Genomic DNA, 21208 nt, shown 5'->3' with positions numbered 1-21208 from the left:
CAGCAGCGCGGGGCTGGGGGACTTTTAATGGGGTTCAAGGCGCTATTCGATTCAGTTGGGTCACCAGGATGTATCCATCTGGGCCATATCTGCCATGAGGGACGCGTAGCGCCCGGATTGCTGTTTGCCTACGTATTTCAGGGATTCGCGCAGGTCTTTATTGCTCTGGACCCGGCCCTCCCTGGTGTGATCTTTCATCGACTGTTGGTAAGTCTTGTCTCTTGATAACGCGAGCAGGCCATTGACGACGATATCGTTATCATCGTGCGAGTGTTTTGACGTCTCCTTGCTGGGGTAAGGAAAATGCCAATAGACCGGTGTGTTATCCAGCAGCACATCATTCAAAAAAGGGCTGCAAGTGCCGCACGGTTGCCGCTCGGTATAGACCGCTAGAATCACGGTACCATCGAGTAATTGAGCGGCGGCTGGCGTTAGCCGTGGCAACCCGCCTGCTGCACCTTGGCCCACGACCCAATTGGGAATGTTAAGCCGGTTTAGCGAAGGCATCGCGCGTATCGCCATCCACACTTCTTTTTCCGAGTGGTAGTGGTTGCTCGGTTGCGTGACGATATAGGGCAGGAGCGGGCCAACGCCTAGTGGGTTGGGGACGGAAAAGAAGAATGTCGCGTAATTGACGAGGCTGAAGTCATTGTTTGCCCCGCGCATGGCCCGGGCGGCGGCTGCCCACTGGCTGTTCAAATACGCCTGCACCAGGGTTGGGTACCCTTCATAGCCGAGCCAAATCGAATTGAAGGCCAAGAGGATCTCCTTATCACGGCCGATTGACTGGGTGTCGTCACCTCCAGCCAGCTAAGTCGAGGATAATGACCCTGTCAATCGGGTTCACCCTTGAGCAGTTAGTGGATGCGTATCGTCAGCTGCGCTTGGCGGCGGACACCTAGACGATGGCGCTATCTCAGCTGGAATGGAAAGTGCATAGCGTTATGGGTACGCGGTCCCCTTCGAGGTTCTTCCATGCGCCATCTCGATACCGATTGTCTTGCCGCCTTCGTCGCCGTCATCGACTGTGGCGGGTTCACTGCCGCCGGTGAGCGAATCGGTAAAACCCAGGCGGCGGTGAGCCTGATGTTGGGACGGCTTGAAGCCAGGGTAGGGCGCAAGCTGCTGGAGCGCTCTCGCCGGGGTGTGGCATTGACGGATCATGGTGAGCGACTGATCGGCTATGCGCGGCGGATTCAGATGCTTGAAGATGAAGCACTGATCGCGTTGGAGTGTGGGCAGGAGGCAACGAGCATTCGTATCGGCATGCCGGATGACTACCTGGAGACCCTTGGCTGTGAATTGATGCAGGCTTTCACCCATCGCCATCCGCATCTACAGGTGGAAATCATCTGTGATTTTTCTTCTCGCCTGGAGGTCATGATTACAGATGGTAGCATCGACATCGCGATTATTACCCGTGCGCACGCCAAGGTGCAGGGTGAGTTGCTCAGGCGTGAGCCGATGCTATGGTGCGCGGCGCCCGGGCATTTCCCTGAGCAACAACGGATCTTGCCATTGTCGTTGTTTACCGATAGTTGCCGGGCGCGCCCGCACATCATCGAGGCGCTGGATCGGCTGGGTACGCCCTGGCGGGTGGTCAGTTCTTCATCGCATCTGCCAGGAGTGATGCACGCTGTTCGGCTGGGCACCGCGTTGACGGTGTTGCCGGCCTCGGTGGTGCCGTCTGACTGGCGTATCTTGGAGGGTGAGCAGCTACCGGCACTGCCGAGCATCGAGTTGGCATTGCTGATGCCCGAGCACGCACTGCTGAACACTCGCCGCCTGGCGCATTTCGTCCGTGATCGCTTCCAGGCGGCGAGCCTGCCTCAGAGCGAGGCGATGGCGGCGTTGTAGCCTTCGAGCAAGGCTTGCAGGGCTTCGTCGTCGTGGGCGAAGGTGAGGTAAATACGACCGAAGGCAAATGGCATGGTCATGACGCGCTCGCGGCGCAGTGCCTTATGCAGGGCCAGGGTCCAATCGCTGTCAGCCACTCTCGCGGCTTCGGCGTAAGTCTGTGGGGGGACCGGCGAAGGCCACAGTGTAAATACCGAACCGTAACCCGTACTGCTCACCGCGATGCCCTTGCGAGCGAATGCCGTGATCAGTTCGGTACGCAGGCGATCACCCCGCGCCAACAGCGCGCGATAATCAGCCGTGGCCAGTTGCTTGAGGGTCGCCAGTACGGCAGCGCAGGCCGGTGGCGCACCGCTGTAGGTGCCGGCGCGGATAATTTTCCCCTGCTCAAAAAGGCCCATGTATTCGGGTTTGCCCACCAGAGCAGCCACTGGCACACCGCTGCCAATCGCCTTGCCGACGGTTGCCAGGTCGGGTTCGGCGCCTAACAGCAGGCCGGTCAGGCCGGGGTATAAGCGCCAGCCCATCAGCACCTCATCGAGAATCACCAACGAGCCATGGTGATGCGCCAGGTCACTAAGGTGCTTGAGGTAGCCTGGCGCGGGCTCGATGCATCCGGCGTTGGCCAGTACGGGTTCCACCACCAGGGCGGCGATGTCGTTATAGTCGCGGAATAGCTGCTCGGCATCCTCGAAATCGTTGTAGCGCAACAGCAGCATACCCTCACGCTCAGGACGGACGCTGTCGGCCATCAAGGCGCAGGGCTGTCCGGCATTGCCAAAGGCGACCGAGTCATACCAGCCGTCGTAGCCTGCGGCGAACTTGACGATGCGGGTGCGACCGGTGGCCACGCGTGCGGTGCGGCAGGCCAGGTGCACGGCTTCACTGCCGGTGTTGAGGAATATCACTTGGCTGAGGCTGCCGGTGAAGGCCGCCAACGCGGCAGCGGCAGCCTCTTCCTCGGCGTGGGCAAAAGACGGCATGGGGCCGTTGAGCATGGCTGCATTGCTGGCGGCCATGACGTCCGCCTGGGCGTGGCCGAGCAGGGTGGCGCCGAAACCCATGGCGGTATCGACATAGCGCACGCCTTTGTCATCCCACAGCCACGGCCCTTGGGAGCGAGTCACGTTGAAGGTCTGGCCGTTGATTTCAGGCAAAGCGCGGCCACCGCTGGAAATGCCACCGATCAAATGATTCATCTGTTTTCTCTAATAAATGAGGGAGATCAGTAACCCATGACGCGGGGCAACCATTGCGTCAGGCCAGGGAAAAACACCAGTAAGGCGATAGCTAACGCCGTGGCGCCCCAAAACGGTATCAACCGTCGTGACACTGCACCGATGTCGATCCGGCCGACATTGCATACCACAAAGATGTTGGTACCGATGGGTGGGGTAAAAAGCCCCCAGCCAAGGGTCATGGTGAAGATAAGGCCGATCTGATAAGGCTCGAAGCCGGCTGCTTTGGCGACAGGAACCAGAATCGGCGCGAGGATGATCATGGCCGGCCCCAGGTCCAGCCAGAAACCGACCACCTTGAGCACCAGAATGACCAGCAGTATGGTGACCAGTGGACCGGTATGCATGCCCACGATCCATGTGGCCACGGTGTGGGGCACCAGCTCGAAGGTCAGGATCCACCCAAAGGGCATGGCCACCGCCATGATGATCATCACTGAGCCGGTGATCGTCACCGCTTCGGTCACCGCGGGGAAGAGGTCGCCCCAGCTCAGTTGCCGATAGATGAGGGTGCCTACTGCCAGGGCGTAGAGCACCGACAGCGAGGCGGCTTCGGTCGCCGTGGCAAAGCCGGTGACAATCGAACCCAGCACCATGATCGGCATTAACAGGGCCGGCAGTGCGCCGCGTATATCGCGCAGGAATTCGGCCCAGTCCATGCGGCCCTCAACCTTGGGAAAGCCCTCTCTGACACCCACCACATAAGCGGTCACCATGAACACGGCTGCCAGCATGACACCCGGGATCACTCCGGCCATGAACAGGCCGCCGATCGAGGTATTGGTCAACACGCCGAACATGATCAGAATGACACTCGGCGGCACGATGATGCCCAGGGTGCCTGACGCTGCGGTGACGGCGGCAGCGAAGGCGCGTGGGTAGCCGCGTGCTTCCATCACCGGAATCATGACCTTGGCCACAGTGCCGGTATCGGCCGTGGCCGAGCCGGTAAGGCCTCCATAGACAAACGCGGTGGCGACGTTCACCAAGCCAAGGCCGCCACGCAAGCGACCGAAGCAGTGTTGCGCGACGCGCATAATGCGCAGGGTCAAACCGCCGCGATTCATCAGTTCGCCCGCCAGCAGAAACAACGGGATCGAAGCCAGAGTAGAAGAATCCGCACCGCGCAGCGTCTGCTGGGCAAGCCAGGCCAGTGGCAGGTGCAGATCGCCAAACATCAGGGCCGCGATACTGCCGCCGGCCATGGCCCATACGACCGGCAAACCGGCCATCAATAAGCAAAAAAACGCCAGGAAAAGAATCAGTACGGTCATTGACGAGTTCCCGTACGAACCAGCCTCACCGCTCGGATGACGGCCAGCAGCGCGAGCATCGCAGCAGCGCTGATCAGCGCCATCGAGCTTAAGCCGGCAGGCCAGCGCAGCACTGGCGTCGGCATCCAGCCGGTACGCGCGATGAATGCACTGGCGCTGTACAGCAGCCATACACTGATCCCCAGCAGGGCGACGCTGGCAAAGATATCGAGCATCTTCTGCAGCGTGGCTGGCAGCAGCTTCACCAGGCCTTGGAAACGCACGTTTTCATGCCGTAGTTCGGCAATCACCGCGCCTATAAAAGTCACCCAGATGAAGCCGATGGTGGCGACTTCGAACGACCATTCAAAACCATGGAGGTTGAAGTAGCGGGAAAACACTCCCGCAAGGATGGACAGGAAGGTGATGGCAAACATCACCGCACCGACCACCGCAAGCGCGCGCTCTGACCATTTCCTGAGCGGATGGTCCGGTTGCTGGGGGATGGACATGGGCTTACTCGCCTTGTGCGTCGCGTCGCAACTGGTTGACGAAGTCTTCACCCCAGACCTTGCCGAACTGGGCGTAAACCGGATCGCTCAATTCGCGGAATGGGCGTGGGTTGACGTCGTTGAATTTCACGCCCTTGCTCTGCATTTCCAATTGGATCTTGCTATACACGGCTTCCAACTGAGAGCGATACCAGACCGTGGTGTCCACGACCGCCTTGTCCAACGCTGCGCGTTCGGTGGCGCTCAGGCTTTCGTACTTGTCCTTATTGATGAACCAGAAGTTTGCAGACCACACATAGTTCGAGAGCGAGACGTTCTTGGCGACCTCGTACCACTTCTGATCGTAGAAATCGCGCAGCTCCGGTTCGACACCGTCCACCACACCTGACTGCAGCGAGGTATAGACCTCTCCGAATGGAATCGACTGCCCCTGCCCGCCGAGTTGCTTGATGGTGGCCAGGATCACCGGGTTGGGTGGCGTACGTATTTTCAGGCCGCTGAGGTCTGCAGGTTTGAGAATCGGATGCTTGCTATTGGCGAACTGGCGAAAGCCCGAGTCCAGCGCCGAAAGTATGATGAAACCGTGGTCCTGCCCCATGCTCAGAAATTTTTTACCCGCCTCGCTATCGAGGTAAGCGTGCACGGCGATTGAGTCTTCAAACAGGAACGGCAACGACAATGCATTCAGCCGCGGATCAATGCCGTCGGTAGAGCCGCCCAGGCCAATATCGATGGAACCGGCCCCGACTGAATCGACGATGGGGGCCTCATCACCAAGTTGGCCATCTGGATAGAGCTGCACTTTTAATTCGCCTTTCGTTTCGGCGCTGACCTCAGCGGCAAAGCGAGTCATGGCTTGGTTGATCAGGCTGTCAGAGCTGGAGGCATGAGCCAGGCGTAAGGTTTGTTCGGCCATCGCGCCGTTCGCAGCAACGATAAAAACGAGCCCCGTGAGGGCGCTGAGGGTAGGATTTTTACGAAGTAGAAATCTGATCATGACGGCGACCTCTATGTCGGATGACGTTGAAGTCATTAATCATGACTGGCGACTTCAGCGTCAATCGAGGGATGGCCGTTGATGATTAAGATGCGTAATGCACCCATACATTTATTTATCCAACTGGCCCCGACAATTGCGCCAGCGGTTACGGGACTGACTATTTGTCACAAAATTCATACTCGATAATTCTCCCCCTGTAACGTCCCTGTCATCTCTAGTTCCTATGTTACTTCGGCGAAACAAATTGTTACGATTTTTTGGTTCTGAAAATCCGACAACCCACCCTCGCAGTGAATTCGCCCGAATGTACCAGGCCCATCGGCCTGGGGAGGAGAATGACCATGGATGCGACCTTGACATCTACACTGCACCTTCAGCCATTGCCTGCCGGCGGTCCCTGGCGCGTATTGCGCCGTGGGGTGGCGGTGGTGCTGGTGGTGGCAATGCACGCGCTGGTATTGAGCGGGCTGAACTGGCCATCAACCCAGTCACCTGCCACGCCGGTGATACGTACTATCTACGCATCGGTCATCAATGAACCGGCCCCCGCGTCAGCAGCCAGGGCCGAGCCCACGCCACCGCCGTCGGTTGCCCCGCTCATGCCAGCGCCGGCGGAGGCCGTTCGCCCCGTGGCCCGTCCCAAGCCGGTGGCCAAGCCACAGGTCGCGCAGCACCCGGTGGCGCCCGTCGCAACGCCTGGCCCCACAGCCATCAGCACCCCGGCCGCCGCTCCGGTCGTCGCGCAAACGCCAGCGCCGCCAGTCCAACCCAAGACCATCACCCGGGGTGTCGAATACCTGCGCGAACCGCAACCCGAATACCCCGACAGCGCTCGCGAAGAAGGCCATGAAGGCACCGTGATCCTGCGGGTGTTGGTGGACGAGCACGGCAAGCCCAGCTCGGTGGACGTGGTGCGCTCCTCAGGCTTCGGCAACCTCGACGAGTCGGGCAGGGCGGCGGCGCGCGGCGCACTGTTCAAGCCATACCTGGAGGATGGCCATGGGGTTTCGGTCTACGTGATCGTGCCGCTGAGGTTCCAGCTTGACAGTTAGCGCGCCAACCAGGCGTCACACCCCATTTATCGAAGGGCCTCCCGGTCAGGGCGGCACTCACTTCAAAGAAAGGAAAAGCACATGGAAACCGGATCACTGGGCTTGAACGTTTTGTGGCAGCAGGCCGACCTTGTCACCCGTGGCGTGGCCTTGATGTTGCTGGTGATGTCGATTGCTTCCTGGTACGTCATGGCCGATAAACTGGTGCGCCTGGTGCTCAATCGCCTGCGTGCGCCCAAGCTGTTGGCCGCCTTCTGGAGTGCGCCGACGCTCAAGGACGGCGTGCAGCAACTGGGCCGCCGCAGCGCCTACGCCGAACTCACCTATGCCGGCATCAACGCCGCGCGCCAGCACCGCGATGCGCTGGACGGCGACATGAACCCACCGGCTTTCAGCGACTGGCTGACCCGCGCGCTACGTCAGGCATTACTGAGCGTGGGCGGGCAGTTGCAAGGCGGCATGGCCATTTTGGCCACCGTTGGTTCCAGCGCTCCCTTTGTCGGTTTGCTGGGCACCGTGTGGGGCATCTACCACGCCCTGATGAAGATCGGCCTGACCGGTGATGCGAGCATTGATAAGGTTGCCGGCCCCGTGGGTGAAACCCTGATCATGACCGCCCTGGGTCTGGCCGTGGCCATCCCTGCCACGCTGGGCTACAACCTCCTGGTGCGCAGCAACAAACAGACCCTGGCCGAGCTTGGCAAGTTTGCCTTCGAACTGCACGATTTGCTGGTGATCGGCGCCCGTGCCACGCCGCGCGGAGCGCAACCTGCGCGAAGCACCTTCAGTGCCCAGGCGGAGTACGTCTGATGGCGGGTGGACTGTTGGACAGCGACGAGCTGGAAGAAGGCAGCTTCAACCCTGATATCAACACCACGCCGTTGGTGGACGTGATGCTGGTGCTATTGGTGATCTTCATCATCACGGTGCCGGCCATTCAGCACTCGGTGAAGATCGACTTGCCCAAGGCCGCCGCGCAGCAGGACAGCAAGCCGCCGGCCGCCGTGGACCTGGCGCTGGACGACAGTGGCCGCCTGCACTGGAACGACCGCGACATCACCGATAACGAGCTGCCGGCGCTGATCGCCGAGGCCGCTGCGCGCGAGCCGACGCCCGAGTTGCACCTGCGCGCCGAGCGCAACACGCCCTATGAAAAGGTGGTGCGTGTGATGGCCGCGGCGCAGTCCGGTGGCCTGGACAAGATCGGCTTCGTGACACAGGCCGTCACCCCTTAAACACCGCGTCACCCTCGTCGAATTCAACCGGTCGGCCGTTGCAGCCAGCCACGGTGAGGTGCGCGCCACATCAAACCAACAGAGCCTTGAACGGCCGCTTTTGAAGGTGCAGTCATGTTTCGCAAATCCCCGTTGTACCTGCGTGCCGGCCTCGGTTTTGCGGCGTTGACCCTGGGTCTTCCATCCTTTGCCGCCGACGCGCCACCTGCGATTGACGACAGTGTGCTGGCCACCTTGCCCCAGGTCACCGTGAAGGCAGCCAAGCGCAAGCCTGCGTTGCACCAGAAGGCCTCCAGCGGCGCCTTGGGCAACCTCGCGGTCATCGACACGCCGTTCTCGCTCAGGAGCGTGAGCAGCGACGAAATCCAGGCGCGCCAAGCCGGCATCTTGTCCGAAGCGGTGAAGTACGATGCCTCGGTCACCTCCATCAGTTCCAGCTACGGCACCCACCCGGCCACCCTGGCGGTGCGCGGCCTGCCCCTGGATGACCTGAACGGCTACAAGGTCGATGGCATGGCCAATATCAATCGCGGCGTGGAAATGCCTCTGGAGATGTTCGAGCGGGTCGAGGTGCTCAAGGGCCTGTCGGGCTTCATGTACGGCTTTGGCAGCCCGGGCGGCATCGTCAACTACGTGACCAAACGGCCCACCGACAAGACCACCTTGAGCGTCGAAGCCGGTTACCAGTCTGACAATCTCTACAAGGAACACCTGGACACTGGCGGGCGTTTTGACGACCCGCGTTTCGGCTACCGGGTCAACGTGGTGCATGAGGAGGGTGACGCCGCCTCGGGGGCGGCCAAGGTCAATCGCACGTCGCTGGGCCTGGCCCTGAACGCGCAACTGAGCGATGACCTGAGCATCGACTTTGACACCCTGTACCAACAGCGCAAGACCAGCGGTGGTACCGACATCATCGTCAGCACCAAGTACGCCTTGCCCAAGGCCATCGACGGCAGCAAGCGCCTGTACAGCAACGGCTCCTACACCGACGTCGACTACAGCCTGTCGACCTTGAGCGCCACGTATAAGTTTTCGCCCGACTGGCAGGGCAAACTGGCCTACCGCTACAGCGATTCGACGCGCCGCTATGCCAAGGATCAATACCAGATCTCCAGCGACTCCGGGAACTACTCCGACAAGGTCTCCTCCGAATACCACGCCTACGACTACAACGACGCCATGGCCACCCTGGAAGGCAAGTTCACCACTGGCTGGTTCAGCCATGACGTGGTGCTGGGCGGCAGCTACTCCGAGCTTAACTCGGACAAGTCAGTGAACACGCCCAAGACCACCGTGGGCAAGGGCAACCTGTACAGCCCGACGATCTTCTCGGTGTACAACATCGACTACAGCGGCGGCACCTACGGCGACGACAAGATCAACGAAAGCGCTTTGTTCGCCAGCGACACCGTCGGCTTGGGCGAGCACTGGTCGTTGCTGGCAGGCCTGCGCAACGAAACTTTCCGCGAAGAAACCCACGACTCGGCCACCTCCGACGCGACGCGCTACAAAGCCCGGCCGGCGACTCCGACCGTGGCGCTGATGTACAAGCCGACCCCGGACCTGACCCTGTACACGAGCTATGTCGAGTCCCTGGAAAGCGGCGGTACCGCACCCAGCTCCGCGGCCAACGCCGACCAGACCCTGGGCCCGCTTCGCAGCAAGCAATACGAAGTGGGCGTGAAGACCCAGCAGCGCAACTGGAACGCCACCGCTGCGGCCTTTCGCATCGACCGCGGCGCCGAGTACACCAACGACGCCAACGTCTATGTGCAGAGCGGTACCATCCGTTACCAGGGCCTGGAGCTGAACGCCAGCGTCGACCCCACGCCAGACCTGACCCTGGAAGGCAGCGTCATGTCCCTGGATTCGCAATACCGCGACGCCGGTGACGACGTGAACGGCAATCGTGCGGCCGGCGCGGCGCACTACCAGGCCGCGACCCAGGTCACCTATCGAGTGCCCGTGGTGCCAGGGCTGTTCCTGCACAGCGGCGCTCAACGCATCGGCAAGATGGCCGTGGATTCGGGCAACGTGCACACGCTGCCGGCCTATAGCCTGTTCGACGCCGGCGGCGGTTATCGCCTGCGCTTGGCCGGCGGCCACGCGCTGACCTTTGGCGCCAACCTCACCAACCTGGCCAACAAGAAGTACTGGACCTACTACCAGGAAAACTACCTGCAACCGGGTTCGCCGCGTACCTTGAGCCTCAATACCCGTTATGACTTCTAGGCCCTTGATGATGAGATCGACCTTACTGCACTGCATGGGCCTGGCGCTGGGCCTGTGCCTGGCCCTGCCATCACCGGCCGCTTCCCTAGACACCACCGGCCTGCACCTGGACAAGGTGGTGCTGGTGATGCGTCACGGCATACGCCCAGCCACCGACACTGCCGAATTGCAAAGCTGGTCGGCCAAGACCTGGCCCGCGTTTGGTACTCGTGACGGCCAGTTGACTGTCCATGGACGCGCCGCTGTCGTGCTGCTGGGTCAGTGGCAGCGCCACAGGCTGGATGAGCTTGGCCTGTTCAAGGCCGGGCAGTGCCCGCAGGCCGGCGATGCCTACGTGTGGTCCAGCCCGGTGGCGCGTACCCAGGCCACCGGTGCTGCGTTGGTGCAGGGGATGTTCCCGGGCTGCGGCGTGGTCGTGCACCATGCGCGCGAAAGCGAGGACCGGCTGTTCCACGGCAGCGAAAACGGCCTGGCACCGCTGGACCCGGCCCGAACCCAGGCGGCGTTGCTAGCGGCCATGGGCGGCAGCGTCGACGCCGCCCGCCAGCGCTACGCTGCGCCGTTGCTGGCGATGCAGCAACGGGTGGGCGTTCCGACGCCGTGCGCGAGAAAGACCTGTGCCTTGAGCGAGCAACCCTGGGCGCTGAAAACCAAGGGCAGCACGGTCAAACTGGACAGCCCCTTGGGTGTGGGCGCGGCCATGAGTGAAACCATCCGCATGCAATACGCCGAGGGCTTGCCGCTGGATCAGGTGGCGTTTGGCGAGGGGCGCACGGCGGCGGACGTGTCGCGCTTGATGGCCTTGCGTTCGGGCAAGTACGCGTTGAGCAATCACGTGCCCTACATCGCGCAGCGCGGTGCTTCGCAATTACTCGGGCAAATCCTCCAGGCCTTGCAACCGGCCAGCGCGGGTGGTCCGCCCGGAGCGAAATGGCTGGCCTACGTGGGCCATGACACCAACATCGCGCAACTGCGCACGCTATTAGGCTTTGACTGGAAAATCGCCGAATACCCCGAAAACGACGCCGCGCCGGGCGGCACAATCCTGTTCGAACGCTGGGTGAACGACCGCACGGGCGAGCAGTTTGTCAGCCTGGCCTACGTGGCCCAGAGCCTGGACCAGATGCGCAGCCTGTCCGGTTCGCCACCGTATCAGGTGCAGTACCTGGGGTATGCGGGTGAGGCGTTGATGCCGTTGAAGGGGTTTGTCACCGAGATGGAAAAACGCATCGACCCAAGCGCGACCGAGGCGCAGCAATATAGCGACCTCTGAAACCTGGAACGCGTGATCAAATTCGTGGCGTTCACTTCAATGCTTGGTCGTTGCATCATTTGCAATGGACGCCCCCAGGAGGTACAGCATTGCGCCCATGATGATGAACAACGCGAGCATGTAGAAAATGTAGTGGGCAGGCTGGGTTGCCAATACCATCCCGCAGAGGACAGGCCCCAATGCTGCGCCAATGTTGCTCAGGTTTTGGGCGCCGTAGTACATGCCTCGCAGGTGACTGGGCGCGATAGTGTCGATGAACATGTACTCGACGGGGAATACGATCATTTCACCGACTGTGAAAATGGCCATGGAAACCACCCAGAACATCATAGTGGTGGACAGGCCAAAACCTGCCAACCCCAAGATGAACATGCTGAGCCCGCCCACAAGCCACAGATTCAGGCGTTCATGGGAAATTCTTTTGCCAATGCTGTATTGCAGACTGATCACCATCAGAGCATTTGTCGCCACAACGGTGCTGATAATCCGGTACGCCGCCTCGGGTGTCGTGGTGACGATCAGGTATTGCGAGAGATAGGCAGTGAACTGACCAAAAACGACGGCGCTGAGTAACCCGCCCAGGGTAAAACATACGAGCCGATAATCGCCTAGCAGGCGTTTGCCCAGCGCCAGAAATGGCGTGGTTTGCCGGCTTTCCTCAACGGTCGCCCAGCGTCTGTTGCCCCACACGAAATAGATAAAAAAGAACCCGGCCCCAAGCCCCGCCGACATGAGAAATGGCAGACTGATGTCCAGCCTGGCCACTGCCGCACCGACAAAGGGCCCGACGGCATAGCCAATATTGGTCAGCGTATATTTGATCGAAAACACTTCACCCCGCTCGGCGACGGGGAGCAGGCTACCAAATCCGGATTTCACGCAAATATCGATGACGGCATACGCCAGGTTGATCAACACCAGGCAGAGGTAGAACAGCCAGAGTTCGCGCGCGATGTACGCTGCGAGACAACCCGCTGTGAATAAGCCGCTAAAGCCCAGGATGAGTCGATACCTGGACATCCTATCCACTAGAAAGCCGCCATACAGGCTCAACAGCGAGCCGATGATCAACGTGCTTCCGATCACCAGGCCGATATCGGCGACGCTTAATTTAAAATTACCCGACAAGTAAATGACCAGGTAGGGCAGCGTGATCGCGCGGGCGAGTGTTAGCACCAGTGACGCAGAAAGCAGCAGGTTAACCGTCGTGGGATAGTTTTTTAGCGTGGCCAGCATTCGAGCCTCATCGTCAATTTTAAACAGTCCATGCGTCGCGATTCGCTTGAGTGTATGGACGCAGCCTACAGTTGAACTGAATTCTGATTTAGGATGCTTTTTACCGAATTTCCTGAAATGAATTCATCAATATGGGAAGTCTATGTTTTCCTCCGAACGCTTGAAGGGAATCGATGTGTTTGTTTGCGTCTCGGAACTCGGCAGCTTCAGGGCTGCCGCTGAGAGAATGAACCTCACGGCCTCTGCCATTAGTAAAAGCATCGCTCGGCTGGAAAAACGGCTGGGGGTTCGGCTGTTCCAGCGGACGACGCGGCGACTGTCACTGACCGATGCTGGCGTTGCCTTCCATCGTACTTGTACGGGTGTGCTGGCTGACTTGGAAGAAGCCGAGCTTTCACTCCAGACCGAAAACACCGAGCCCCGTGGGCGTGTTCGCATTGACCTGCCAAGCGCCTTCGGTCGCGCACAGGTACTGCCGATCCTGCTGCAATTTGTGCAGGAATATCCGTTGGTGGTACCCCACATCACCTTCGGCGACAGCTACATCGATCCGCTCAAGGAAGGCGTGGATGTTGTGGTGCGTATCGGTGGCGCGGATTCCTGGCCGGAGACGGTAGGGCATCGTCTTCTCGCCCGTGAGCGCTATACCCTTTGCGCGTCTGCATCGTATTTAGCCCGCCATGGCGCGCCCCTGTCTGAATCCGACCTTGAGCACCATCAGTGCATCGCCTATGGCTGGGTGGACGGAAGCATCAGCCCTTGGAACTTCGCAGGAGAGCAGGGCACCACCCTGCGCAGGCACATAGACCCTCAACTGGTGGTGGGTCATGGCGACGGTCTGATGATGGCTGCGATGGCAGGCTGCGGCATCGCACAGCTGCCGTCCTGGCTGATAAAACAACCGCTGCAACAGGAAACATTGGTGGAGGTGCTTCCTCAACTTGCAACCGAGGGGATGGGGATCAGCTTGGCCTGGATCAAAAGCCGCCAGGCGCTTCCCAAGATTCGCGTGTTGCTGGAGGCATTAGTGGCAGGGTTAACGTTGCTGGAGGGCAGCGATCAATGACTGCTTCTGGCCGATTTTCTGCCTGTCGCCCCCGTCAGCTTTGGGTCGGTTGTTGCCTTTCGCGACGGGCAGCAACCGGCCCAGAGTGTGTAAAAACGTTTTTCAGCGAGATTGACGCCCAAATCAGGGTTGAAAGTCGCGCATCTACGCAAAATCCAGGTCTGCCAACCAGCCGATAAACTTCAGATTTCACATAGAAGCGCAGACTTCAATTTTGACTAAGCGTTTTTACACACTCTGGGCCAAAAGCGGTCCTCCGCATTATTTAGGGAAATTGGCAGCGCATCTACCAAATTGGGCGTATGACAGAGCGAACGCCCCACACCAATGGCAGCTACCGCGCTCCATCAAGCGGGGGCTGGAGAAGGAGTGAAAGTGCGGTATGAGGTGGTGTGTGAATCTGCTGCGACCGAGGCTTGCGTCATTATCTGAAACTTGGAGCCCTACAGGCGCACGTCACCGTGCGCCGACAGCATTAATCAATGGTGCTTAGTAACCAACGCCTCGTATACCACCCGAAGCCCGAATGGATTCGCCTGTTACCCAATGCGAGTCCTCGGACGCCAGGAAGACGGCCAGCGGTGCAATGTCTTCTGGTTCGCCGAATCGGCCTAGCGGCGTGCCCGCTATAAGTTTTTCGCCAAACTCACCGGCGAAGTTGCCATCAGTCGCAGGGGGGTGTTGGTGTGGCCGGGCAAGATCGAGTTGACCCTGATACCGCTCGGCCCAAGCTCTCTGGCCAAGGCGAACGTCAACGTATCGACCGCGCCCTTGGTGGCAGAGGTGTTGTCGCGCCCTAAAAATCTGTGATTGTCGTCCCTGAAATCGTCTCGGCGAATCCGATGCCAAACACCCGCGCAGGCGTTTCAAAGCCTGGTCGTCGCTCACCGCCCAGCACCCGGCGTGCAGCCTCCACAGCGGCCAACGGTGTGTAGGTGTAGCCGTTGACGGTCTCGATCACTGAGCGCGCACTTGTGCCGTCAGCGCCAATGACTTCAGCCACGGCTCGGGCGCGGTGGGCTTCACGCTGCTCCGCGCTTGGGCCATCGGGAAGTTGTGAGAGATCGCCTTCAGGAAAGGCATCGCCGGTGATGTGCACGAACATGGAAATGTTGGGAATGCCGGTGGAGTGCCAGCCGGTGACCAGGTCACCGAAAGACAGTGGCGCGCACAGTTCCGGGCCGTCGCCAAAATCGAAGTGCTGCGGCTTCGTATCCGGGGTGGCGACCAGCAGTCCGTCCACTCGTGCCAAAAGGCCCGCGCCAATGATCTTGCTGACACTCAACGCTGATCCCCGTGACATGGAGCCTGCGATCTGTAGCGCCACCTTCAGGGCCTGCGGATCCTGCACACGGCGAGCGACATGCATCGCCAGGCAGTCTGTCGGCACCACGTCCCAGCCGACTCCGGGCAGCAGCATGACACCCGCCTCGGTAGCCTGAGCGCCAAGCCGTTCTGCCAGCCGATAGACATTGATCTCGGCCGTTATGTCCAGATAGTCGACCCCAGCCTTGATACAGGCCTGCATCAAGGCGTCCGCCGTCTGAGCAAAAGGCCCTGCGAAATTCAGCAGCGCGCCGATGCCGTGCAGGGATTCGGCTGCTTGGGCATCAGGGGTGAACACTCGATAAGGCACGCCCAGTTGCGCAGCGAGTGACTCCAGCCTTTCTCCATTGCGACCAGAGATCACAATGTCTAGCCCCAGCGCTTTGGCATGCTCGGCAGCCATGCGACCGGTATAGCCGGTCGCCCCGTAGATCATTAATTGATTCATTGGGCGTGCTGCCAGTTTTTGTAGACGAATTCGAGGCTGTAACCGTCCGGGTCAAGGACATTGGCGGCGTAATAATTCGGGTCGTAATACAGACGTGCGCCAGGTGTACCGTTGTCTACAGCGCCATTCTCCATAGCCGCCGCGTAAGCTGCGTTGACCTCGGCCTTGCTGTTCGCTACGAAGCCAACATGTACCGCCCGCCCCTCCACAACACCCTCGCGCAACCAGAAAAACACCCGCCCATTGGCACCGAAGCCCTTGAGGTCCGGGTGGCCTGGCGGGCCGTCCTTGCCGTCGTAATCAAGCCTGCCGGTAATGCCAAGCGGGGTTAGTGTTGCCGTGTAGAAACGGATGGAACGATCAACGTCGCTTACCGAGATAAAAATATGATCAAGCATTGCGATTGCCTCGCTTTTCAGGTGCTGATTTAGATGAAATACCCGCCCGCGACTTCGATAGTCTGGGCATTGATCCAGCTTCCTTCTTCGGACAGCAGCATGGCGATAACGCGAGCTACGTCCTCCGGCTCGCCCACCCGGCCAAGGGCGGTTTGCGATGCGAGTAAAGCTTCGAATTCGTCATTCAAGCCTCCACCGAGTTCGGTGCGGATCGCCCCCGGCGAGACGGAGTTGGCACGGATGCGCCGAGGGCCGAACTCCTTGGCCATGTAACGAGTCAACACGTCGAGTCCGCCCTTGAAAGCCGCATAAGGCGCGACGCCTGCCGTGGCCACTCGGGTCGTGGCGCTGGTCAGGTTGACGATGCTGGCGCCCTCTTCCATCAGCGGCAGCAAGGCTTGAGTCAGGAAAAACGGGCCTTTGAGGTGAACGTTCAACAAGCCGTCAAACTGCGCCTCGGTGACCGATTCCATGGGATGGAAAAAGCCATGACCCGCGTTGTTCACCAGACCGCCGAGCGTTGCCACACCCCAGGTTGTCTGTAAGGTGAGCACCACCGTTTCTCGGAAGTGCTCGAAGCTGCTCACATCAGCAACGTTCAGTTCAAGCGCCACGGCCTTGCCGCCCGATGTCTGGATACGCTGGACAACAGCGGTTGCCGAATCTGCATGGCTTTTGTAGGTGAGGATGACCCCCATGCCGCATCGAGCACAATGTTCGGCCGTGCTGGCGCCGATGCCCCGGCTGCCACCGGTGATGACGATAACGCTCATGCGCTGCTCCAATGTCACTGAGATGAGTCACCACAGTAACCATCGCCTTCGCAACGAGCGCAGCCGTTCCTACTCGAATCCTGCCTGTTTCTGCTTTTTTCTTGCCTGGGCGTATCAACCTGGGTTCAGATGTTCCCCATGACAAACCAACTGAATGAACTTCGCTCGCTGGCTTCCCGTGCCGAAAACCGCCGCACGGAGACGGGCATCCCACGTGTAGCCATGGTCCAGGGCGAAATCCCTGAACACCTGCTGGCCGCCGTTTACGACCCGATGATCAACCTGATCCTGCAAGGCAGTAAATCAATGACCATCGGCGACCGCACGCTTCGCTATGACCCGGCGACTTATTTCGTCATGTCCATCGAGTTGCCTGCGGTCGGTCAAGTACACCCTGCCTCTTCCGGCGAGCCTTACCTGGCGGTCAGCCTGACACTCCACCCGACGGTCCTGGCGACTCTACTGTCCGACCTGCCAAAGCCCATCGGGCAATACGACAAGGATGCAGGCTTTTCGGTAGCCGCCGTGACGCCCGACTTGATGGATGCCTGGGTGCGCATGCTTCGATTGATGACCCGGCCTGAAGAAATTGCGGCCCTGGCGCCTGTATACGAACGGGAGATTTTGTACCGTGTTTTACAAGGCCCACACGGCTGGATGCTGCGGGACATCGCGGCACCCGATAGCGCCATGGCTCGGGTCAGCCTGGCCATTCAGTACATTCGCCGGGAGTTTGCCGAGTCCATCCGGGTGGAGACACTGGCACAACGCGCTGCGATGAGCGTGTCAGCCTTTCACCGTCACTTCAAAGCCGTCACCGCGCTTAGCCCGTTGCAATATCAAAAAAGGGTTCGACTACTTCAGGCTCGTACGTTGCTGGTGGCCAACGCCAAAAGTGTTACTAACGCGGCCTTTGAGGTCGGCTATGAAAGCGCTACCCAGTTCAGCCGCGATTACGCACGGGTATTTGGCTTACCGCCGGCACGAGATGCCGCGAGGATACTTGGGGAAACCCGAGGCGAGAGAAGATAGGAAAAAAATGACTATATAACCCCGTCACGTATTGAGTCGGCTTGGCAGTCGGTCTTTGTCAGGACCAAGCTATAGGGCCAAGAGATCATTGCTCCTTGACGAGAGACAGCAATCGGCCCAGAGTGTGTAAAAACGCTTTCGCAAACCCTTGCTATGATTTCTGAGGATTTCATCGCAGGGATCGCCCATGAAGCGCTTTATCCAAGGTGAACATCGAGGCCAAGGCACCTTCCTTCCGGCGAGCCTCGACGATTACGTCACGGATACCAATCCGGTGCGCGTAGTCGACGTCTTTGTCGACGAACTCGACCTGGTCAAACTGGGTTTCGAGGGCGCCATACCGGCTGATACTGGCCGGCCGGCTTACCATCCCGCGATCCTGCTGAAGATCTACATCTACGGCTATCTGAACCGCATTCCATCGAGCCGGCGTCTTGAACGAGAGGTCCAACGCAACGTCGAGCTGATGTGGCTGACCGGGCGTTTGATGCCCGATTTCAAGACCATCGCCAACTTCCGAAAAGACAACAGCAAGGCCATCCGAGGTGTCTGCCGCCAGTTCGTGGTGCTGTGCCAGCAGCTGGGACTGTTCGGAGAAAATCTGGTCGCCATCGACGGCAGCAAATTCAAGGCGGTCAACAACCGCGACCGCAATTTCACCAGCGCCAAACTCAAGCGGCGAATGGAAGAAATTGAATCGGGTATCAATCGGTACCTGACTGCGCTCGACGAAGCCGATCGGCAAGAACCCTCGATCGCCCAGCCTAAGGCTACTCGTCTGCAAGAGAAAATCGACAAGCTCAAAGCTCAGATGAAAGAGTTACAGGTCATTGAAACTCAACTCAACGAATCACCGGATAAACAGGTCTCACTGACCGATCCAGACGCCCGCTCCATGATGACGCGCGGCACTGGAATCGTCGGTTACAACGTGCAGACAGCGGTCGATACCCAGCACCATTTGATCGTTGCACATGAGGTTACCAACGTCGGTTCCGACCGCGATCAACTCAGCTCGATGGCCAAGCAGGCCTGCGAGGCTATGGCGTCAGAAACGTTGTCGGTAGTGGCTGATCGAGGTTACTTCAAAAGCGAAGAGATCCTGGCTTGTCACGATGCAGGCATCACTGCCTATGTGCCCAAGCCGATGACCTCTGGAGCCAAAGCGGACGGGCGTTTCAATAACGATGCTTTCATCTACGACGCGGCAAAAAACGAATACATTTGCCCGGCGGGAGAAGCACTGATCTGGCGCTATACCAACGTTGAAAAAGGCCTGACGCTGCACCGTTACTGGAGTTCGAAATGCAAGGGCTGCGCAATGAAACCGCAGTGCACACCGAGCACGGAACGGCGGGTTCGACGCTGGGAGCATGAAGCCGTACTGGAGGAAATGCAGAACAGGCTGAGCAACGCGCCGGACATGATGCGAGTCCGCAAACGTACGGTCGAGCATCCCTTCGGGACACTCAAACAATGGATGGGCGCCACGCATTTCCTGACACGAAAGCTGAACGGAGTGAGTGCGGAGATGAGCTTGAACGTCCTCGCCTACAACTTGAAGCGGGTCATGAAAATTCTCGGTACCAGCGGTTTAATGAAGGCGCTGTCGGCCTGAAGAGGTCTGTATTTTGGCCACCCAGCAAGGTAGAAGCGGTGCTAGGGGCTCCCAGGCCCTCGTGATGATCCGCAGGACTTGTTGCGAGCAATCACTCAGCTAACAACCGTCAGCGCTGCGCGCCGACGGTGCATCAGCGCGTTTTTACACACTCTGGGCCATTAACGGTCGTCTGGGCCAGACGGTCGGTGTGTTGCGCAGCAGCCTGCTGACGTTTACGGTGGGCACGGTGACCACCGGGTTGCTGATCGTATTTTTCGAGCCGGCCCACGCCGTCACCCTGCTGGAGGTACCGAAATGGCAACTCAGCGGTGCATTGTTCGGGGTGGTTTACATGATGGTGATGGTGGGCGCGGTGCCAAGGGTTGGCACTGCCGTGGCGACCGTGGCGGTCATCGTCGGGCAGTTGGGCATGGGCATGCTGATCGACAACTTCGGTTGGCTGGGCAACCCGGCCATTGAATTGTCCGGCAGCCGTGTCTTGGCAATGGCCTGCCTGGCACTGGCGCTGGTGTTCATGTATCGCAGCAGTGCGCGGCAAGCCTGAAAGACTCAGTTGGGTTCGACGACCAGTTGCAGGCTGTCATCTGAAGGATTAGAGGCTGGGCACTCCGTCTTTCCACACCGACCAGTTTTTCACGATGTCCTGCACCAACGGGTTACCGGTGCGGAACAGGTTTTCCAACGCGGGGACGAACGCGCCCTGGTCGGCGTACTTGAGTAGGTTGTCCACTTCGTTGCCACCAGGCTCGGGACGATCGAAGTCGGACCCAGCCCGCAGCACTGCTAGCCGGTTGATGTCCACCCGTCCTTCGCGACTGGCCCGTAGCAAGGCCTCGTAGGTGGAGTTGTCTTCCTGTTGGGTGGTGCAGTAGACGCCTTTGTTATCCGTGAGCAGACGAGTCCAGACTTCGGCGCGCTCGCTCAGGCGCGTACCGGAGAACCAGGTGTTGCCTGCCAGGGTGTCGCAGCGGGTCACCACCGGTGGCTGGTTGGCCGGCGCGTAGGGGTATTTCAAACGCCAGGCCGCCGATTCCTTGCTTTCAGTCAAGGTCACGTTCTGGCTGAGGGCAAAGGCCTTGGCTTGCAGCGCCGGGTTGAGTTCGAAGACTTCGGTCTTGTAGTCCAGCGGCGGCTTTTCGTTCGGCCCCTTGGTGTTGATGCCCAGATAACCGGTGGGCCAATCCTTGGGCACATCCCGCGAGTCCAGTTCCCATTGGGTGCCGAACTCCACCAGATAATGAGCCCAGGCGGTTGTGCCGAGGGTGCCGTGATGTGGGTTGATGCCGGCGATCCCGGCCACCAGGAAATAGCTTTTGCGCAGGTCGACGGTCGGGGACATCGCCAGGGCCAGTGTCGAGGCCGCGGCGTTGGTCTGGCCCATGCCGGTAACCAACAGGCAAACCCGCTCGGCATTACAGCGGATCTTCGGATACTCGGCGGACAGCCCCGGGACGCGGATTTCGTCCTTGAGTTCCAGGCGTTCGATCCAGTTCTGCGCCTCGGGGGCGAACATCGTGATCAACATGACCTTGGGCTGAATCGGTGCCGGTGCGGCCCCGGCGGTGGAGCAGAGCAGGGCAGTGTTTGCCAGGCCGATTGAAATAAACAGACGATTAATCATGTGTTTGTTACCTCCATGGATTCGAAATAGAT

19 protein-coding genes and 2 pseudogenes are annotated in these 21208 nt (G+C 59.7%); 10 read left to right on the top strand and 11 right to left on the bottom strand.

The window, feature by feature from the left end:
- Positions 1 to 60: 60 nt before the first annotated feature.
- A complete protein-coding gene (locus ACA047_RS18950; protein WP_497351880.1) occupies positions 61 to 759 on the bottom strand; it encodes a hypothetical protein in 699 nt (232 codons plus the stop codon).
- A 216-nt stretch (positions 760 to 975) separates the two neighbouring features.
- On the opposite strand from ACA047_RS18950, the gene ACA047_RS18945 reads away from it, so the two are divergent.
- Positions 976 to 1857, top strand: a complete 882-nt coding sequence (locus tag ACA047_RS18945; protein WP_497351878.1) for a LysR substrate-binding domain-containing protein — start codon at positions 976 to 978, stop codon at positions 1855 to 1857.
- Here ACA047_RS18945 and ACA047_RS18940 read toward each other — a convergent pair.
- From ACA047_RS18940 to ACA047_RS18925, 4 genes are read right to left on the bottom strand one after another with little or no spacing between them, the layout of a single operon-like run.
- Positions 1830 to 3056, bottom strand: coding sequence for an aminotransferase class III-fold pyridoxal phosphate-dependent enzyme (locus tag ACA047_RS18940; RefSeq protein WP_497351876.1), 1227 nt, complete (start codon positions 3054 to 3056; stop codon positions 1830 to 1832). The genes ACA047_RS18945 and ACA047_RS18940 overlap by 28 nt on opposite strands.
- 26 nt (positions 3057 to 3082) lie before the next feature.
- Complete coding sequence (locus ACA047_RS18935; RefSeq protein WP_497351874.1) at positions 3083 to 4369, bottom strand: TRAP transporter large permease; 1287 nt, start codon at positions 4367 to 4369, stop codon at positions 3083 to 3085.
- On the bottom strand, positions 4366 to 4860 hold the full coding sequence (locus ACA047_RS18930) for a TRAP transporter small permease (RefSeq protein ID WP_497351872.1): 495 nt from the start codon (positions 4858 to 4860) through the stop codon (positions 4366 to 4368). The genes ACA047_RS18935 and ACA047_RS18930 overlap by 4 nt, the downstream gene beginning before the upstream one ends.
- A 4-nt stretch (positions 4861 to 4864) precedes the next feature.
- Complete coding sequence (locus tag ACA047_RS18925; RefSeq protein ID WP_497351870.1) at positions 4865 to 5857, bottom strand: TRAP transporter substrate-binding protein; 993 nt, start codon at positions 5855 to 5857, stop codon at positions 4865 to 4867.
- A gap of 344 nt (positions 5858 to 6201) precedes the next feature.
- Here ACA047_RS18925 and ACA047_RS18920 point away from each other — a divergent pair, with 344 nt between their 5' ends.
- From ACA047_RS18920 to ACA047_RS18900, 5 genes are all read left to right on the top strand, one after another.
- A complete protein-coding gene (locus ACA047_RS18920; RefSeq protein WP_497351868.1) occupies positions 6202 to 6912 on the top strand; it encodes an energy transducer TonB in 711 nt (236 codons plus the stop codon).
- 81 nt (positions 6913 to 6993) lie between these two features.
- A complete protein-coding gene (locus ACA047_RS18915; protein WP_497351866.1) occupies positions 6994 to 7722 on the top strand; it encodes a MotA/TolQ/ExbB proton channel family protein in 729 nt (242 codons plus the stop codon).
- Complete coding sequence (locus tag ACA047_RS18910) at positions 7722 to 8147, top strand: ExbD/TolR family protein (RefSeq protein ID WP_497351864.1); 426 nt, start codon at positions 7722 to 7724, stop codon at positions 8145 to 8147. Before ACA047_RS18915 ends, ACA047_RS18910 begins: the two co-directional genes overlap by 1 nt.
- 114 nt (positions 8148 to 8261) lie before the next feature.
- Positions 8262 to 10382 (top strand): TonB-dependent siderophore receptor, encoded by a 2121-nt coding sequence (locus ACA047_RS18905; protein ID WP_497351862.1) that lies wholly within the window; start codon positions 8262 to 8264, stop codon positions 10380 to 10382.
- 7 nt (positions 10383 to 10389) lie between these two features.
- Positions 10390 to 11655 carry a histidine-type phosphatase gene (locus ACA047_RS18900; protein ID WP_497351860.1) on the top strand — a complete coding sequence of 422 codons (1266 nt, stop codon included), beginning with the start codon at positions 10390 to 10392 and terminating at the stop codon, positions 11653 to 11655.
- A gap of 36 nt (positions 11656 to 11691) precedes the next feature.
- Here the strand turns inward: ACA047_RS18900 and ACA047_RS18895 are convergent, their stop codons facing one another.
- Positions 11692 to 12891: an MFS transporter gene (locus ACA047_RS18895; RefSeq protein ID WP_497351858.1), complete on the bottom strand. Its 1200-nt coding sequence runs from the start codon at positions 12889 to 12891 to the stop codon at positions 11692 to 11694.
- A gap of 142 nt (positions 12892 to 13033) precedes the next feature.
- On the opposite strand from ACA047_RS18895, the gene ACA047_RS18890 reads away from it, so the two are divergent.
- Positions 13034 to 13957: a LysR family transcriptional regulator gene (locus ACA047_RS18890; protein WP_497351856.1), complete on the top strand. Its 924-nt coding sequence runs from the start codon at positions 13034 to 13036 to the stop codon at positions 13955 to 13957.
- A 489-nt stretch (positions 13958 to 14446) separates the two neighbouring features.
- On the opposite strand, the pseudogene ACA047_RS18885 reads toward ACA047_RS18890, so the two are convergent.
- From ACA047_RS18885 to ACA047_RS18870, 4 genes and pseudogenes are all read right to left on the bottom strand, one after another.
- Positions 14447 to 14742 (bottom strand): annotated as a pseudogene (locus ACA047_RS18885) (SDR family NAD(P)-dependent oxidoreductase); the annotation flags it as partial.
- An 11-nt stretch (positions 14743 to 14753) separates the two neighbouring features.
- Positions 14754 to 15731 carry a saccharopine dehydrogenase family protein gene (locus ACA047_RS18880; RefSeq protein ID WP_497351854.1) on the bottom strand — a complete coding sequence of 326 codons (978 nt, stop codon included), beginning with the start codon at positions 15729 to 15731 and terminating at the stop codon, positions 14754 to 14756.
- Complete coding sequence (locus ACA047_RS18875) at positions 15728 to 16129, bottom strand: VOC family protein (RefSeq protein WP_480437190.1); 402 nt, start codon at positions 16127 to 16129, stop codon at positions 15728 to 15730. Before ACA047_RS18875 ends, ACA047_RS18880 begins: the two co-directional genes overlap by 4 nt.
- Before the next feature lie 29 nt (positions 16130 to 16158).
- Positions 16159 to 16902 (bottom strand): SDR family NAD(P)-dependent oxidoreductase, encoded by a 744-nt coding sequence (locus tag ACA047_RS18870; RefSeq protein ID WP_497351851.1) that lies wholly within the window; start codon positions 16900 to 16902, stop codon positions 16159 to 16161.
- Positions 16903 to 17040: 138 nt separating this feature from the next.
- On the opposite strand from ACA047_RS18870, the gene ACA047_RS18865 reads away from it, so the two are divergent.
- From ACA047_RS18865 to ACA047_RS18855, 3 genes and pseudogenes are all read left to right on the top strand, one after another.
- Positions 17041 to 17934: an AraC family transcriptional regulator gene (locus ACA047_RS18865; RefSeq protein ID WP_497351849.1), complete on the top strand. Its 894-nt coding sequence runs from the start codon at positions 17041 to 17043 to the stop codon at positions 17932 to 17934.
- 187 nt (positions 17935 to 18121) lie between these two features.
- Positions 18122 to 19552 carry an IS1182 family transposase gene (locus tag ACA047_RS18860; protein WP_497351847.1) on the top strand — a complete coding sequence of 477 codons (1431 nt, stop codon included), beginning with the start codon at positions 18122 to 18124 and terminating at the stop codon, positions 19550 to 19552.
- Positions 19553 to 19709: 157 nt separating this feature from the next.
- Positions 19710 to 20099: pseudogene (locus ACA047_RS18855) on the top strand (DMT family transporter); the annotation flags it as partial.
- A gap of 48 nt (positions 20100 to 20147) precedes the next feature.
- On the opposite strand, the gene ACA047_RS18850 reads toward ACA047_RS18855, so the two are convergent.
- Positions 20148 to 21176 carry a purine-nucleoside phosphorylase gene (locus ACA047_RS18850; protein ID WP_497351845.1) on the bottom strand — a complete coding sequence of 343 codons (1029 nt, stop codon included), beginning with the start codon at positions 21174 to 21176 and terminating at the stop codon, positions 20148 to 20150.
- Between the last annotated feature and the right edge of the window lie 32 nt (positions 21177 to 21208).

Source organism: Pseudomonas sp. LBUM1664 (assembly GCF_059695895.1).
This window is presented reverse-complemented; position numbering and strand designations above follow the sequence as displayed.

Coding starts and splice junctions, on each gene's coding strand:
- ACA047_RS18870 (WP_497351851.1), bottom strand. CDS start 16,902: ATGAGCGTTATCGTCATCACCGGTGGCAGCCGGGGCATCGGCGCCAGC.
- ACA047_RS18940 (WP_497351876.1), bottom strand. CDS start 3,056: ATGAATCATTTGATCGGTGGCATTTCCAGCGGTGGCCGCGCTTTGCCT.
- ACA047_RS18875 (WP_480437190.1), bottom strand. CDS start 16,129: ATGCTTGATCATATTTTTATCTCGGTAAGCGACGTTGATCGTTCCATC.
- ACA047_RS18935 (WP_497351874.1), bottom strand. CDS start 4,369: ATGACCGTACTGATTCTTTTCCTGGCGTTTTTTTGCTTATTGATGGCC.
- ACA047_RS18900 (WP_497351860.1), top strand. CDS start 10,390: ATGATGAGATCGACCTTACTGCACTGCATGGGCCTGGCGCTGGGCCTG.
- ACA047_RS18895 (WP_497351858.1), bottom strand. CDS start 12,891: ATGCTGGCCACGCTAAAAAACTATCCCACGACGGTTAACCTGCTGCTT.
- ACA047_RS18865 (WP_497351849.1), top strand. CDS start 17,041: ATGACAAACCAACTGAATGAACTTCGCTCGCTGGCTTCCCGTGCCGAA.
- ACA047_RS18860 (WP_497351847.1), top strand. CDS start 18,122: ATGAAGCGCTTTATCCAAGGTGAACATCGAGGCCAAGGCACCTTCCTT.
- ACA047_RS18890 (WP_497351856.1), top strand. CDS start 13,034: ATGTTTTCCTCCGAACGCTTGAAGGGAATCGATGTGTTTGTTTGCGTC.
- ACA047_RS18905 (WP_497351862.1), top strand. CDS start 8,262: ATGTTTCGCAAATCCCCGTTGTACCTGCGTGCCGGCCTCGGTTTTGCG.
- ACA047_RS18925 (WP_497351870.1), bottom strand. CDS start 5,857: ATGATCAGATTTCTACTTCGTAAAAATCCTACCCTCAGCGCCCTCACG.
- ACA047_RS18915 (WP_497351866.1), top strand. CDS start 6,994: ATGGAAACCGGATCACTGGGCTTGAACGTTTTGTGGCAGCAGGCCGAC.
- ACA047_RS18945 (WP_497351878.1), top strand. CDS start 976: ATGCGCCATCTCGATACCGATTGTCTTGCCGCCTTCGTCGCCGTCATC.
- ACA047_RS18880 (WP_497351854.1), bottom strand. CDS start 15,731: ATGAATCAATTAATGATCTACGGGGCGACCGGCTATACCGGTCGCATG.
- ACA047_RS18910 (WP_497351864.1), top strand. CDS start 7,722: ATGGCGGGTGGACTGTTGGACAGCGACGAGCTGGAAGAAGGCAGCTTC.
- ACA047_RS18850 (WP_497351845.1), bottom strand. CDS start 21,176: ATGATTAATCGTCTGTTTATTTCAATCGGCCTGGCAAACACTGCCCTG.
- ACA047_RS18920 (WP_497351868.1), top strand. CDS start 6,202: ATGGATGCGACCTTGACATCTACACTGCACCTTCAGCCATTGCCTGCC.
- ACA047_RS18930 (WP_497351872.1), bottom strand. CDS start 4,860: ATGTCCATCCCCCAGCAACCGGACCATCCGCTCAGGAAATGGTCAGAG.